Raw genomic sequence first — 13,912 nt, forward strand, 5'->3', positions numbered from 1 at the left:
CGCGCTTCTCGGCGAAGGCTCGGGGACCCTCCTCCTGGTCGGGGTGGCCCCACAGCGACGCCAGCTCCTTGCCCCCGGCCCGGCAGGCGTCGGTCAGCCCCAGCTCGAGGGCCTGCCACAGCGCCCGCTTGGTGGCGGCCATGGCCGCGGGCGAGTTGCGGGCGATCTTCTCGGCCAGGGTCTGAGCCTCCTCCCGCAGTCGCTCGGGCGGATCCACGACTTGGCTGATCATGCCGAGCTCCAGGGCCCGGTGGGCCGAGATCCGCTCGTGGCGTCCGACGAGCGCCATGCGCATCACGGCCTCGGCCGGCATCTTGCGGAGCAGCCCGATGGCCTCGTAGGCGGTCACCTGTCCGACCGACACGTGGGCGTCGAGGAACGTCGCCTCGCGCGAGGCGATCACGATGTCCGCGTCAGCGACGAAGTGCAGCCCGCCGCCGGCGCAGATGCCGTTGACGGCGGCGATCACCGGCTTCCACACCTTGTTGTGCCAGGCCGTGAGCCGCAGCTCGGCCCGCTTGGTGCGTCGCGACTGCTCCCGAAGGGCGTCGGGGTCGCGCGTCAGCTGGACCATGTCGAGGCCGGTCTGGAACGCCCGACCGGCGCCGGTGTTGACGATCACGCGCACCGCGGGATCGGCGTCGAGCTCCTGCCACGCCGTCTCCAGCTCGGCCAGCATGGTCGCATCCATGGCGTTGCCGGCCGCCGGGCGGTCGAAGACGAGCCAACCCACCGGGCCCTGTGTCTCCACCGTCAGCGACGCGTACCCCATCAGTTGCGCGGGGTGTCGCGCCACGGGGCGTGCTGCCAGGGGTCGGGCTCCCTCGGGAGGCCGAGCACCCGCTCGCCCACGATGTTCTTGTTGACCTCGGTCGTGCCGCCCTCGATAGTGTTGGCCAGGCTGCGGAGCATTCCCCGCACCTCGCGCGGGAGCGAGGCGGCGTAGTCGGTCGATACAGCGGCGAAGGCCTGCCCGCCCGGGCCCAGCAGGTCGCTGGCGAGGAGCTGGACCCGCTTGTTGAGGGCACCCTGGTGGATCTTGCCGATCGAGCTCTCCGGCCCCGGCGCCCGGCCTGCTCTGAGGCTGGCCCGCACCCGTTGGTTGGTCCAGCCCCGAATGCGCTCCTCGGAGTAGAGGCGAGCGAGCTCCTGGCGGACGACCGGATCCGCAGCCCGGCCGATCTTGGCTCCCACCTCGATCAGATGGTCTACGCCGAGGCCGCCGATGCGGTCGACACCACCCGAGCCCGATCCCGAGACCATCTGCCTCTCGCCGGAGAGCGTCGACCCCGCGACCCGCCAGCCCTCGCCGATCTCACCGACCCGCTGGCTGTCGGGCGCTCGTGCTCCGTCGAGGAAGACCTCGTTGAACTCGGCCTCGCCACCGAGGTGGCGCAGCGGCCGCACCGTCACGCCCGCCTGGTGCAGATCGAGCAGGAAGTAGGTGATGCCCCTGCGCTTCGGAGCGGCCGGATCGGAGCGGGCCAGCAGCACGGCCCAGTCAGAGCGGTGCGCCCAGGTGGTCCACACCTTCTGGCCCGTGATCACCCACTCGTCGCCGTCGCGCTCGGCCCTGGCGGCGAGTGACGCCAGGTCGGATCCCGCCCCGGGCTCGCTGAAGAGCTGACACCAAGTCTCCTCGTTGCGCACGATCGGCGGTAGGAACCGCCGCCGTTGTGCCTCGCTGCCGTGATCGAAGAGGGCGGGGGCGGCCAGGTTGAGGCCCAGTGGGTTGAGGCGGCCCAGGTTGTACGGCGACAGCTCGCGGTCGATCACCCTCGCGATCGCCGGGCTGACGTCGAGGCCGCCGTACGCTGCCGGCCACGTCGGGACGACCATGCCCGAGCGACCGAACACCGGATACCAGGCCTGGTACTCGTCGCGAGAGCGCACCTGACGGATGGCCGCTGCCCCTCCCCGCTCGGCCGCCTCCCGCCACGGGACGGGCAGGTGGTCGTCGATCCACGCCCGCACCGCCTTGGCGACCTGGTCGGCATCGGTGTCACGATCGACGCGGAGGCGGTGCTCGAGATCTCGGTCGACGTCGGTCACCGTCGCTCAGCGCCCTTTGAACCGTGGTTCGCGCCGCTCCTTGAGTGCGGCGAGACCCTCACGGAAGTCCTCGCTCCGCGACGACAGCTCGAGGCCGAAGGCCTCGTCCCGCAGATGGCTCTCGAGAGGCGCGCTGGCCGCGGCATGTAGCAGCCACTTGGTGAGCCCCAAGGAGACGGTGGGGCCGCTCGCCAGCTGCGCCGCGAGCTTGTCGCCCTCGCCCTCGACCTCGGCCGCGGGGACGACCCGGGCGACCATTCCCCAAGCGAGGGCTTCGGCTCCGTCGAGCCGGCGACCGAGCAGCAGCAGCTCCCGAGCCCGCACCTCGCCCACCCGGCGCGGGAGCAACCACGTCCCCCCGCTGTCGGGGGTGAATCCGCGCTCGGCGAACGGCTCCCAGAGCTGCGCGTCGTCGGCGGCCACCGTGAAGTCGGCGGCCACAGCGAGATGCAGGCCGATGCCCGCCACCCACCCCCGCACCGCGCACACGACCGGCGTCTGGACGGTGGCCAAGAGGGGTATGAGGCGGTGCGCCTGGGACGGCAGCCGGCGCTGGATGCTGCCCGCGCGAGGTCGACCGTCTCCTGCCTCGGCATTGCGGCCCATGATGTCGAAGCCGGCGCAGAAGTGGTCGCCGGTGCCGCCGATGAGCATGGCCCTCACTGCTTCATCGCGGCCTGCCATGTCGATAGCCTCGATGAGGGCGGCGACCATCTCGTCGTTCAAGGCGTTCCGCTTCTCGGGGCGGTCGAGCAGGAGGCGAAGGATGCCGTCCTCGGTGAGCCCGACGCGCAGGCCGGCGACCCCCCGGTAGGCCTTCCCGCTCATCTCTCCTGGAAGCCTTCGGCGATGGCCTCGAGGGCGCTCTGGAGGTCGGTGGCGCCCCCCGGAGGGTCTGGGAGCCGGACCGGTCCGTGCTCGCGGCTCGGCAGCAAGATGGTGGCGTGGCCGGGCGTGGTCAGCTGGCCTCGTTGGTTGTCCGCCCGCAGGTCGAGGTCGACCGCCGGGCGGTCGCCCTCGGCCAGGTAGCGACGCGTCACGGTTCCCCGCAGCCACTGCGTGTCGCCCACATAGTTGAACAGACGGAACTCGCAGTCGAGCTTCCACAGCCAGCCGTCGTCTCCCATCCAGTCCGTGCAAAGGTGGATGAGCCACGTCTCTCGCATGCGCCCGTAGTCGAAGGTGGTCGGGTTGCCCGAGCTGCGGGCGAAGTCGGGGTCCCAATGCACCCGCTGCATCACGTCGGGGATGTTCAGCCCGTCGCGGTGGAAGAACCGGGGGACGCGCTGGCGGTTGCGCCAGCTCAGGCGCAGGGGTTGGACTCCGTACAGGCCCATGCCCATGCCGACGTGCCAACAGATCATGTCGGTGACGGTGAGAGGACCCTTGACCAGCGGCCCGATCTCGTCTCCTTCGTCGACGTCCTCCCACCATCGTTGCACGGCGCCGCGCTGCCGTTCGGTCGCGTACTGCGACTCGATCTCGTCGATCTGATGGTCGGTGTAGGGCTTGATCTCGGTGTCGTCGTACTTCGCCCGGGTCCGGGCCTTGGTGCGCTCGGTGCGGATCATGAGCCGGTACTGACCCGAGAGGAGCGTGCCGGTCTCGTCACGGAACACCTGGCCGGTCCACTCGTGCGCAGCCCGGCCGGCGAAGTCGCTGGTCTTGTCCAGCACCGCGACCAAGGCGTTGCGACGAAAGACCCGTAGCCCCGGTCGCAGCGGCGCCCACCACTCCCGAGCGCTGCCCGAATAGAAGGCGTGGACTCCACGCAGCGGGTCGCCCTTCATCAGCTCTCTGTGCTCAGGGGCGAGGGCACCGATCTCGTCTTCTCCGACGAGGGTGTCGCCCCCCACAAGGGGCGGGGGGGCGATCAGTCCGTCCCAGCGGGTACCGGCCGCGTAGCCGGGGTCACACCACAGCGGGTTGTCGTCTCCGTAGGCGATGGCGACGTGGCGGAAGGCGTCGGCGTCCGGCCGCACGTAATGGGGTGGCTGCGGGTGCGGCTCGGGCACGCCGATGCGGGCTCGCAGCCGGGCCACGCCCTCATCGGTGATGGTCCCCGGTTCAGCCATCTTCACGCGACGCTAGCGCCCGTCGACGGCAAAGGGCAGGTCCAGGAGGTCGATGGCGTTGCCTCGCGCGATCCGATCGATCACGGGTTGGTCCAGATGGCCGAACTGCTCGGTCGCCGCCTGGCGCGAGTGGGGCCAGGTGCCATCCTGATGTGGGTAGTCGGTCTCGAACACGATGCGGTCCGCGCCCACCCGCTCGAGCAGATCGATACCAACCGGGTCCTTGAAGAAGCAGCTGCTCACCTGGCGGTGGTAGTAGGTCGAGGGCGGCTCCGGGCAGAAGCGCTGGCTGCCGGCCCAGCCGAAATGCGTCCTCCAGACGTCGTCGGCCCGCTCGAGCACGAACGGTATCCACCCGATCTGAGCCTCGGCGTACATCAGCCGAAGCTGCGGGTGACGATGCAGGACACCCGAGAACAGGAAGTCGGTCAGGCTGTTGATGCTGTTGCCGACGAGGATGGTGGCGGGCACCGCGTCAGGAGCATCCGGAGAGGCCTGCGGCGTCTTGGTGCCTGACCCGATATGCATGCAGAGCACCGTCTCGGTCTCTTCACAGGCGGCGAAGAACGGTTCCCACTCACCGCTGTAGATGCTGGGCAGGCCGAGATACGTGGGTAGCTCCGAGAACGCCACTGCCCGCACGCCGCGCTCAGCGTTGCGGCGCAGCTCGCTGATGGCCAGATCGCCGTCCCACAGCGGGATCAGGCAGAGCGGGATCAGCCGACCGCCCGACGATCCGCACCACTCTTCGACCATCCAGTCGTTGTAGGCGCGCACGCACAGGAGGGCGAGCTCCCGGTCCTTGCCCCACAGGAACTGCTGACCGCAGAACCTCGGAAAGTTCGGAAAGCAGAGCTGGGCCTCCACCCAGTTCTCGTCCATGTCCGCCAGCCGCGCCTGCGGGTGCCAGCAGCCGGGCCGCATCTGGTCGTAGGTGACCCCCTCGAGCTTGACCTCCTCGGCGGGATACCCGGCGGCCGCGATCGTCCGCTTCACTGACGACTTGTGGTCCTCGTAGCACCACCAGGCGACCAAGGGCGCATCGATCCCCGGTTCCTCGACGTAGCTGGAGCCCGAGAGCTTCGGCCGTCCCGCTGGCAGGAGCTCGATGCGGGGGCCGACGGCGCGGTAGCGGTGGGGGAGCCGCGACGACCAGACATCGGGTGGCTCCACCACGTGGGCGTCGAGATCGATGATCCGGGGGATGCCCGTCAGCTCCTGCACGGCCACATCGCATATTATAGACGAAGGGGGGTGGGCTCGGAGGGCTGCGGGGGTCACGGTCGGCGCAGCAGTCGATCGGAGCTACGTCGACGGGACGTCTGTCGACGGCCTGCTCGTATATAGTGTACGAGATGCGACTGGGTGAGAATGCGACTAGGTGATATTGCCAACGAGGGCATGGTCGAGCGGGGGAAGCCGCTCGACGGCGTGCGGGTGCTCACCTTCGAGCAGATGCAGGCCCTGCCCTTCGCCACTCAGCTGCTCGCTCGCCTGGGAGCCGACGTGGTGAAGGTCGAGTCACCGGTGGGCGACATGGGCCGCACGTCGGCGCCCATGATGACCGACCCGGAGGACCGCCCGGTGGGGGCGACGTTCCTGCGGAACAACCTCAACAAGCGCAGCATGTGCGTCGACCTGAAGGACGAGCGCGGTCGGGACCTGGTGCTGAGGCTGTCCGCCGGGTTCGACGTCGTGGCCGAGAGCTTCAGGCCGGGAGCCATGAGCGCGCTCCGGCTCGCCTACGAGGACTTCGCCGCGGTCAACCCGGCGGTGATCTATGCGTCGGTCTCGGGCTTCGGGCCCGTCTCGGGCAGCGGGGACAAGGCCGGCCCGGGAGGCCGGCCCATCGACGGGGTCAGCCCCTATGCCGGGTGGCCGGCGATGGCCCCGATCGTGGAGGCCATGTCGGGCATCTACGAGATGAAGCGGTCCGGCGACGAGCCCCCGGTGGTCGTGCCGGTGGGCGGGCTCGGGGACCTGGGCACGGCGCTGTTCGTCACCGTCGGCGTCCTCGCCGCTCTGCGGGATCGCGACCGCACCGGCGAAGGCCAGCAGGTGGACGTCGCCATGCTGGACGCCACGATCGCCATGACCGATGTCGTGACCAACTTCTGGTCCATGGGCATGAGTGGCGGCGACCTCGGCAACCTCGTGCTGGACGGCTTCAGGGCCAGGGACGGCTGGTTCATCGTCCAGGTCGCCCGGGAGCAGCACTTCGCCAAGCTGGTGGATTTCATCGGCCATCCCGAGTGGGCCTCTGACCCTCGCTTCGCCACCCGCCAGGGCTGGGTGGCCCACCTCGAGGACGTCCTGCGTCCAGCCGTCGAGGGCTGGGCGGCGTCGCTGACCAAGCTCGAGGCCTGTGAAGCCTTGGCGGCCGCCGGCATCCCCGCCGGCCCGTGCTTCAGCGACGAGGAGGTGGTCCACGACCCGCACGTGGCTGCCCGCGACATGCTTGTCGAGATGCCCCGGTCGGACGGCGTCGATCAATCGATCCTGACTCCGGGCAACCCGGTGCGGCTCAGCAAGGTGGCGCGGGGGCCCGAGACGAGGGTTCCGTGGCTCGGCGAGCACACCGGCGAGGTGCTGCGCAAGGATATGGGTCTCACCGACGAAGAGCTCGACGCCTTGCGAGCCGAAGGCGTCGTCCTTTGAGGAGGCCGCCATGGACGCAGCTGATCTGATCCTGGTCAGTGTCGACGATCACCTGATCGAGCCGCCTGACATGTTCGACGGGCGCTTGCCGGCGCGGTACCAGGACGAGGCACCTCGGGTGGTCCGGACCGACAGTGGCTCTGACGTGTGGACGTTCAATGGCGCAGTCATCCCGAACGTCGGTCTCAACGCCGTGGCCGGTCGACCGCGCGAGGAGTACGGCGTCGATCCGACCTCCTTCGACGAGATGCGCCCCGGATGCTTCGATGTCCACGAGCGGGTCAAGGACATGAACGCCGGCGGCGTCCTCGCCTCGATGTGCTTCCCGTCGTTTCCCGGCTTCAGCGCACGTCTGTTTGCGGCCTGCCAGGACAAGGACCTCGCCCTCGCCGTCGTCCAGGCCTACAACGACTGGCACATCGAGCAGTGGTGCGGCGCCTACCCGGGTCGCTTCATTCCCATGGCGCTTCCCGTCCTCTGGGATCCTGAGCTGGCGGCCGCCGAGGTGCGACGGGTGGCGGCCAAGGGGTGCCACTCGTTGACCTTCACGGAGAACCCGGCAATGCTCGGCTTCCCGAGCTTCCATGACCGCCTCTGGGACCCGTTGTGGCGGGCGCTGTGCGACGAGGGAGTGGTCCTGTCCATCCACCTGGGGTCCTCGGGCACCCTCACCGTCACCAGTCCCGACGCGCCGGTCGACGTCATGATCACGCTCCAGCCCATGAACATCTGCTCGGCGGCGGCGGATCTACTGTGGTCGCGGGTCATCAAGGACTTCCCGCCGATCCGCATCGCTCTGTCCGAGGGGGGAACGGGCTGGATCCCGTACTTCCTGGACCGCCTGGACCGGACCTACGAGATGCACCACCTGTGGACGGGTCAGGACTTCGGTGGCCGGCTGCCGAGCGAGGTGTTCCGTGAGCACTTCCTCACCTGTTTCATCGCTGATCCGGTCGGCATCCGTCTTCGGCACCTCATCGGCATGGACAACATCGCCTGGGAGTGTGACTACCCTCACTCCGACTCGTCCTGGCCCGAGGCGCCCGAGGAGCTGGCGAAGGCGGCCGACGGCGTGCCCGACGACGAGATCCACCAGATGTCCTGGCGCAACGCGGTGCGCTGGTACGGGATGGATCCCTTCGCCCACCGTCCGCGCGGCCGGTCCACCGTTCGGTCCCTTCGGGAGGAGGCCGCCGGGCACGACGTCAGCATCCGCTCGCTCGACAAGGGCCGGTTCGAGCCCAAGGTGGGCGCCGACCTGGGCGCACTGGCAAAGCAAGCCTCCGCGTGATTCGGCCCGGCTAGAGGCTCACGCTCGACGAGCTCCGCTGTCTGGAGGACCGGTCGCTGGGCTCTTCCCCTGATTGAACCGGCCCAGCAACACTGTCGCGATGCTCAGCAGGAGTTTTCCGCTCCCGAATAGTATGTACTATAATATGCAATTGTGCCCAGCTGGGGCCTTGAGCGGAATTGGGCGTTGCAGCCCTAACTGAGCCACGACAGATATTTTATACAAATCCAGGAATCGAGCAGGAGCCTGCTGTGGCTCGGCGAAGTTACTGCTGGAACTGAGGTTCCGTCAGGAGGACCGTGTGGGGGTTGGTTCGCGACGGCGGCTGGGATTGATCGACGGGTGTCGAAGCTGGGGAGCGCACGTCACATGACGGAGGTTGACGCATCGTTTCCGGCGTTCCGTCTGTGGTGGCGAGGAGCGTCGAACGGCCCTCGATCGCGGGCGGTCGCGGCGGGTACTGCCACCCTGGGTTTTCTCATCTGGATCGCAGTCCCGTCCGGTGGCGGCGTGCTGGCGAACTTCGCAGCTGGTTTCCCGCTGAGCTCGGCAACGTCGGCGGGCCAGGCCGCCGCATCTCCAACGGGCCCGAGCGCGCCGCTCGCCTCGAATCCCTCAGGCGTTGGGATCTCCGCCGGCTTGGACACCTCGGGCGCCACCGGGCCCGCAGCCGATAACGGGAGCCTCGGCTCGACATCCTCCGACAACGGGAGCGGCGCTGCGGCCTCCGCTGACAGCGGGAGCCTCGCCCCCGACGCCGGCGGTGCATCGGGCACGCCCGGTGGTCCCACCACGCCCAGCGCGACGTGCCCGGTGCCCTTTCCCACCACCACCACGCCACTCGACAGCATCGTCGCTCAGGTGAGCGCCCTGTGCGCACAGGTGCTCGCTCCGGGCTCGGGCACGGTCCCGGCCGGAGCCCTTCCTGGTGGACCGGCGGCCGCACCGCAGGTACCCAAGCAGTGGATGTACCTGGACGCGCCGGTTGGGGCTGTGGGCGCGCCGAACAGCAGCTGGAGCCCGGCGCTGTCGGCCGAGATGGCTGGGAAGACGCCGACCGTGCCCGTGGGGCTGGTGCAAGGAGCCACGGTGTCCCCGACGCTGGCCGGGGCCATCGGTGGCGTCGTCCACGACGGCGCCCTCGTCCAGCTGCTGCTGGTGCCCGAGCCCGCCGCGGCCGGTGGTCCGGCGGCCTTCGGCTCCTGGGTGGGACAGGTCCTGGCCGTCCTCGGGCCCGTCCAGCTCGTCGAGATCGGCACAGGCGCCGCCCCGAGCGGTTCGAACCCGGGGACCGTCGCCGCCGACACCGTGGCCGGCCTCGTCGCCGCCCGTGACGCACCGGGCCACCCCACCGCGGGCGTCGCCTGGCTCGACGGCGGCACCGCCAGCGCCGACCAGCCGCTGTGGTCGGCGCTCGACTCGGCGGGGGTGTGGTCGAAGTCGTCCTTCGTGGCCAGGTCTCTGGACGCCGCCGGTGCGTGTTCCTCGCCGGCTGCCTTCGCCTCCACGCTCGGTCGCTACCCCGCCGCCGCCGCCCTGCCGGTCGCCTCCGAGGCGGCGCAGGCTCCGGCGCCCGCCGCTGTGCTCGCCGCCGACTCCCGCTGCCTGAAGGCCTCGTCGGGGCACAACCCCGCCACCTCGGTGGCGCTGTGGCGGCTCTGGGAAGGGCCGGTACCTCGATGATGAGAGAGGGAAGAGCCTGATGGAGGGAATGACGGCCACGACGCCGTTCCTCGAGTTCCGTTTGTGGTGGCGACGGGCGTCGGCCGGCCAGCAGTCAGCAGCGGTTGGTGCGCTGGTCACCGTCCTGGCCCTCATCATCTGGATCGCCGTCCCCCTGGCCAGCGGACCGTCGAGCACCAACCTCGGAGCGGGCTCCAACGGGGCGCGGGCGCTGGGCACCGGCGGCTCGACGGGGGCGGGACCCGGCGGGGCGGGAGACACCGGCGGCGCCGCGGGAGCGGGACCCGCCGCCGCAGGATCCGGCAGCTCGACAGGAACGAGCCTGGCGGCCGGCGGTCCGTCCGCAGCGGGCGCGGGCGGCGCGGGCGGGGCGGCCGGCAGCCCGGGGGCGCTCCTCGCCGCGGGATGCTCGGGTCAGCCGAAGAACACGAGTGTCGGCGTCGTCCTCATCAACGCCGCAGGGCTCAACAGCGTCCTCGGGGTCCCGAGCGTCAGCAGCCAGCAGGCGATGTGGAGCGCGGCGATCGACTCGATCAACAAGTCCGGTGGCGCGGGATGCAACCATCTCGTCGCCGACTATCAGACCTACAACGAGTCCGACTCGTCCACGGCGCAAAGCGGGTGCCTGGCCTTCGTCCAGCACAAGGACTTCGCCGTCCTCTCCGGGTTCCTGCCGCAGAACCCGGACACCTGCCTGCTGCAGAACCACATCCCAGTGGTCGAAGAGATCCCGATCTCGTCGAAGGACCTCCAGCAGTTCTCCCCGTACTACTTCAGCGCCGCTGGGCAGATCCAGGTCATCTACCGCAACTTCGCCAACGCGGCGAGGCAGTTCAACGTGTTCAACCCCGCTCAGGGCTTCAAGAAGCTCGGTGTCTTCTACTCGGACTGCCAGCCAGAGGTCAACGCGGCGATGATGGCCGACCTGCAGGCGGTCGGGGTCCCGCCGAGCGCCATCGATCGCAGCGACCTTGGTTGTCCTTCCTCGTTCGCGGCGCCGTCGGTGATCGAACAGGCCGTGCTCAAGTTCAAGAGCGACGGCGTCACCACGGCGACGATCGACAACGACATCAAGGACACCCAGAACATCACCAAGACGTCCCAGGCCCAGGGCTTCCACCCCCGGTGGGCGATACCGGACATGGGGACCACGGCCGTCACCGCGAACCCGGCGTTCGCCCCGGACCCGAGCAACTTCGACGGCGCCCTGGCCATTTCCCCGAACCAGTACGGCGCCAACAACTCGCCCGGCTTCCACGAGGGCCCGGCCGACACGGCCTGCGACCAGATCATGACCAGCCACGGCCAGCCCGGGACCATGACGTCGCCGGACCAGTTCGCGGGCGCGGTCTGCAACATCGTGTGGATGTTCGCGGCCGCCCTCGACCATGCCCCGAGCCCGGCCCCGGACCAGCTGGCCGCCGGCCTGCAGCGGGTGGGCTCGATCCCCTTTGCCTTCCCCGACGGGCCCAACAGCTTCTCCGCTCCGGGCACGACCACGGGAGGCGAGTTCTGGCGGCCGCTCACCTACTTCGCGTCGTGTGGCTGCTGGAAGCTCGCCAGCCCGAACTTCCAGCCTTCCTTCTGATGCGAAGGAGCCAACCATGAGCTCTGGCACCCTCGTCCTGGGTCTGATCAACGGGATGCTGATCGGCCTGCTGGCCGTGGGGATCGTGCTGGTCTACAAGTCCAACCGGTTCTTGAACCTGGCCCATGCCCAGCTGGGCGCCCTGTCGGCCCAGCTGCTGGCCAAGTTCGTCATCGACTGGGGCCTGAGCTGGTGGGTCGCACTGTCGGTGTGCGTGCCCGTCGGCATCGCCGTCGGACTCGGGGTCGAGCGCTGGGTCGTGCGGCCCCTGCGGGCGCGATCGGCGTCGTCGGTCTCGCTCCTCCTGGCGACCGTCGGGGTCACCCAGGTGCTCCTCGCCCTGGCCCTGATCCCCGGCCTCGGCCCCGACCAGGCGAAGCTGCTCAACATGGGCTATCCCCTGCCGTTCCACTCCAGTGTTCAGGTGGGGGGCGTCGTCCTCGGCGGCGCCGACATCATGGTCCTCGTCCTCGCTCCCATCCTGGTCGGTGCGCTAGCGGTGTTCCTGCGCTTCACCCTCCTGGGCACGATGATCCGGGCCGCGGCGTCCAACCCCGACGCGGCGCGCCTGTCGGGGGTCTCCACGGCCAAGGTGTCGGCCGTCACGTGGGCCATCGCCGGCGGCTTGTCGGCGGTGGCGGCCATCCTGCAGAGCCCCTCGTTCGGCGGCAACGGGGCCTTCGCCGCCGCCGCCCTCGGGCCCCAGCTCCTGCTGCTGGCCCTCGGGGCGGCCGCCTTCGGGGCCTTCACCTCGCTGCCGGCGGCCCTCGGCGGGGGACTGGTCATCGGCCTGGCCCAGCAGATCACACTGGCGATCACCTCCAACGCCGGGACCTCGGAGCTCGTCGTGTTCCTGATCATCATGGGCATCGTGCTCGCCCGGGGAGGCGCCATCGGACGGGTGTTCGCCACCGCGGGGGCCATCGTCGAGGACCGGGCCCCGCTGCGCATCCCCGAGGCCATCAGAGACCGGCTCGCCGTCCGCTACCACGGGCGCGTCCTGCTGGCGGGGGCGTTGTTCGTCGGGCTCATTGTCCCGCTGATCCCCATCCTCAACAGCGAGGGATCACGCTTCGACCTGGCCCTGGTGCTGCTCTATGCGGTGGTGTCGCTCTCGCTCACGGTGGCCATCGGCTGGGCCGGCCAGGTGAGCCTGGGCCAGTTCGCCCTCGTCGGCGCCGGTGCCTTCGTCGCCGGCCACCTGATGCCCGCCGGCTGGTCGGTGCTGTTCCTGTTGCTGGTCTGCGGGGTGGTGGGCGCCGCCATCATGGCCTTGGTCGCCATGCCGGCGCTACGCGTGCCTGGTCTCACCCTGGCCGTGACCACGCTCGGGCTCGCCGTCATCGCCCCTGACTGGCTGTTCCACCAGTCCTGGTTCGGCTCGGCCCAGCCCTTCGGCATCGTCCTCAGCCCCCCGAGCGTCGCCGGCGGCCTCGGGCACCCCTCGTCCCAGCTGGTCGTCTACTACATCGCCCTCGGCGTGGTCGTGGTGGGGGGCGCGGCCATGTGGGCCCTCCGGCGGTCGCAACCGGGGCGGCTCATCATCGCCGTGCGTGACGACGAAAAGCGGGCCGCCACCTTCCGGGTGACGCCCACCACGGTCAAGGTGGGGGCCCTGTGCATCTCGGGGTTCCTGGCCGGCTCGGCCGGGGTGCTGTGGGCCGATGCCTACCGGGACGTGTCCGCCAGCCAGTTCCCCGCCGAGCTGTCGCTGGCGATCCTGGCCGGGGTGGTGATCGGCGGCATCGGCTCGGTGGGCGGGGCCGTGGCCGGGGCCGTGATCGTCTATGGCTTGAACTTCTTGGTCAGCCCGCACCTGTCGAACCTCTTCGGGGCCAAGGGTGGCGCCGCCATCGGTGCCCAGCTCCTCTTCGGCGGCGTCGGGCTGATCTTCACCCTGCGCAAGTACCCCCAGGGCATCGCCGGGGCCGTGCAGTCGTGGTGGCAGGGACGCCTGGATCGACTGGCGGCCGAGACCGACCAGCGCGCCGTGGTGGCCGCCGACGCGCCCGTGCTGGGCGTCGATGACGTGCGCCTCGCCTTCGGGGGCCACCGGGCCCTCGACGGGGTGTCCATCGAGGTGCGAGAAGGCGAGATCGTCGGGCTGATCGGGCCCAACGGGGCGGGCAAGACCACGCTGTTGAACGTGGCCTCGGGGATGCTGTCCGCCGACGGCGGTGCGGTGGTCGTGGGCGGGGTGGACGTGAGCGACTTTCCCCCCGAGCTGCGGGCCACCTACGGCCTCGGGCGCAGCTTCCAGCAGGCCACGCTGTTCCCCGGCCTCACTGTGACCGAGACCATGCAGGTGGCCATGAGCACCCAGCACCGGGTCGGGGTCCTGGCCTCGGCCGCCTCGGCGCCGTGGGTGCGGGCCGGTGAGGGCTCGAGCCGCAAGGCGGTGCGGGCCCTGCTCGAGCGCTTCGGCCTGAGCGCCTGGGCGGGTGTGTTGACCGACGAGCTGTCCACCGGCACCAGAAGGATCTGCGACCTGGCCGCCCAGGTGGCCGCCGGACCGAAGCTGTTGCTGCTGGACGAGCCCACCGGTGGGGTGGCCCAGCGGGAGGC

Annotated in this window: 10 protein-coding genes; 5 read left to right on the forward strand and 5 right to left on the reverse strand. The window is 70.1% G+C overall.

Annotated elements, in window-relative coordinates; all coding sequences use genetic code 11:
* The 5 genes from VGF64_01660 to VGF64_01680 all read right to left on the reverse strand — a co-directional run.
* The coding region (locus VGF64_01660; protein ID HEY1633435.1) for an enoyl-CoA hydratase/isomerase family protein at nucleotides 1-796 on the reverse strand (796 nt) is incomplete at its 3' end.
* On the reverse strand, nucleotides 772-2,052 hold the full coding sequence (locus VGF64_01665) for an acyl-CoA dehydrogenase family protein (protein HEY1633436.1): 1,281 nt from the start codon (nucleotides 2,050-2,052) through the stop codon (nucleotides 772-774). The genes VGF64_01665 and VGF64_01660, both read right to left, overlap by 25 nt.
* Before the next feature lie 6 nt (nucleotides 2,053-2,058).
* Complete coding sequence (locus tag VGF64_01670; protein HEY1633437.1) at nucleotides 2,059-2,880, reverse strand: enoyl-CoA hydratase-related protein; 822 nt, start codon at nucleotides 2,878-2,880, stop codon at nucleotides 2,059-2,061.
* A complete protein-coding gene (locus VGF64_01675; GenBank protein ID HEY1633438.1) occupies nucleotides 2,877-4,127 on the reverse strand; it encodes a hypothetical protein in 1,251 nt (416 codons plus the stop codon). The genes VGF64_01670 and VGF64_01675 overlap by 4 nt, the downstream gene beginning before the upstream one ends.
* Nucleotides 4,128-4,139: 12 nt before the next feature.
* Nucleotides 4,140-5,357, reverse strand: coding sequence for an amidohydrolase family protein (locus tag VGF64_01680; GenBank protein ID HEY1633439.1), 1,218 nt, complete (start codon nucleotides 5,355-5,357; stop codon nucleotides 4,140-4,142).
* A 141-nt stretch (nucleotides 5,358-5,498) separates the two neighbouring features.
* On the opposite strand from VGF64_01680, the gene VGF64_01685 reads away from it, so the two are divergent.
* From VGF64_01685 to VGF64_01705, 5 genes are all read left to right on the forward strand, one after another.
* Nucleotides 5,499-6,785 carry a CoA transferase gene (locus tag VGF64_01685; protein HEY1633440.1) on the forward strand — a complete coding sequence of 429 codons (1,287 nt, stop codon included), beginning with the start codon at nucleotides 5,499-5,501 and terminating at the stop codon, nucleotides 6,783-6,785.
* Between the two features lie 10 nt (nucleotides 6,786-6,795).
* Nucleotides 6,796-8,076, forward strand: coding sequence for an amidohydrolase family protein (locus tag VGF64_01690; GenBank protein HEY1633441.1), 1,281 nt, complete (start codon nucleotides 6,796-6,798; stop codon nucleotides 8,074-8,076).
* A 369-nt stretch (nucleotides 8,077-8,445) separates the two neighbouring features.
* A complete protein-coding gene (locus VGF64_01695) occupies nucleotides 8,446-9,759 on the forward strand; it encodes a hypothetical protein (GenBank protein HEY1633442.1) in 1,314 nt (437 codons plus the stop codon).
* A gap of 19 nt (nucleotides 9,760-9,778) precedes the next feature.
* A complete protein-coding gene (locus tag VGF64_01700) occupies nucleotides 9,779-11,347 on the forward strand; it encodes a hypothetical protein (GenBank protein HEY1633443.1) in 1,569 nt (522 codons plus the stop codon).
* A 16-nt stretch (nucleotides 11,348-11,363) separates the two neighbouring features.
* The coding region (locus VGF64_01705) for an ATP-binding cassette domain-containing protein (GenBank protein ID HEY1633444.1) at nucleotides 11,364-13,912 on the forward strand (2,549 nt) is incomplete at its 3' end.

This window comes from Acidimicrobiales bacterium (assembly GCA_036491125.1).
In the GTDB taxonomy this organism is placed as follows: domain Bacteria; phylum Actinomycetota; class Acidimicrobiia; order Acidimicrobiales; family AC-9; genus AC-9.

What these genes read in the sequence shown, in the direction of transcription:
- VGF64_01670 (HEY1633437.1), bottom strand. Translation starts at nt 2,880, where the DNA reads ATGAGCGGGAAGGCCTACCGGGGGGTCGCCGGCCTGCGCGTCGGGCTC.
- VGF64_01675 (HEY1633438.1), bottom strand. Translation starts at nt 4,127, where the DNA reads ATGGCTGAACCGGGGACCATCACCGATGAGGGCGTGGCCCGGCTGCGA.
- VGF64_01685 (HEY1633440.1), top strand. Translation starts at nt 5,499, where the DNA reads ATGCGACTAGGTGATATTGCCAACGAGGGCATGGTCGAGCGGGGGAAG.
- VGF64_01690 (HEY1633441.1), top strand. Translation starts at nt 6,796, where the DNA reads ATGGACGCAGCTGATCTGATCCTGGTCAGTGTCGACGATCACCTGATC.
- VGF64_01695 (HEY1633442.1), top strand. Translation starts at nt 8,446, where the DNA reads ATGACGGAGGTTGACGCATCGTTTCCGGCGTTCCGTCTGTGGTGGCGA.
- VGF64_01700 (HEY1633443.1), top strand. Translation starts at nt 9,779, where the DNA reads ATGGAGGGAATGACGGCCACGACGCCGTTCCTCGAGTTCCGTTTGTGG.